Here is an 807-nt window from a genome sequence, read left to right on the forward strand (position 1 = left end):
TGACGGCAGGCCGCTACCGGCCCGCACACAAAAAAACTGACACTCCCACGGGAGCAAGCTCCCTCGCCACAAAAAGCTCCCTCACCACAAAAGCTCCCCCCACTGAAGATTCAAAGTCAAATCCACTCAGCCAATCCTTCAGTCCTTTCGGATTTTTCTCACAGGATTTACAGCTACATGTAGGCCGGCAGCTGACTAGGGTCAAAGCGGACCCCACTGCCAAAGGATGCAAGGAATGCTTCCACACCCTAACTCCCACCTGCTCGCCGTGGTCGCTACTCGGAAAGCGGTCGCGCCTACCTCATCACCGCCGTCGTCCATCAACGACAGCCCTTGTTCCGCGACTGGCACCTGGGAAGATTGTTGGTTACCGAACTCAGGCGCGCCCATGATCAAGGTTGGGTCAACTCGATTGCCTGGGTTGTCATGCCCGACCACTTTCATTGGTTGGTGCAACTTGAACAGCGCTCCTTAGCGCAACTCATGCAGGCGACCAAATCTCGCAGTACCTTGACCATCAATCGAACACTCAAGCGCGAAGGCGCATTCTGGCAGACCGGCTATCACGACAAAGCGATCCGTGATGACGCTGACCTTCTTCCCTTCGCTCGCTACATCGTTGCCAACCCCTTGCGTGCGGGTCTTGTAGACAAGATCGGTGATTACCCCCTCTGGGACGCCTGCTGGCTTTGATCCGCCGCCAGGTAATTTCACATCCTGTTTAGCGAGGAGCTTTTGTAGCAGGGGAGCTCGCCTGTGGCTAAGGAGCTTGCCTGTGGCGAGGGAGCTTGCTCCCGCTGGGCTGCG

The 807-nt window shown here is 56.9% G+C and carries 1 pseudogene; it reads left to right on the top strand.

Going from position 1 to position 807, the window contains the following annotated elements:
* The first annotated feature begins 235 nt into the window (after nt 1–235).
* A pseudogene (locus B0W55_RS29380) lies at nt 236–693 on the top strand (transposase).
* Nucleotides 694–807: the final 114 nt, after the last annotated feature.

The organism is Pseudomonas sp. KK4 (assembly GCF_001984065.1).
GTDB lineage: Bacteria > Pseudomonadota > Gammaproteobacteria > Pseudomonadales > Pseudomonadaceae > Aquipseudomonas.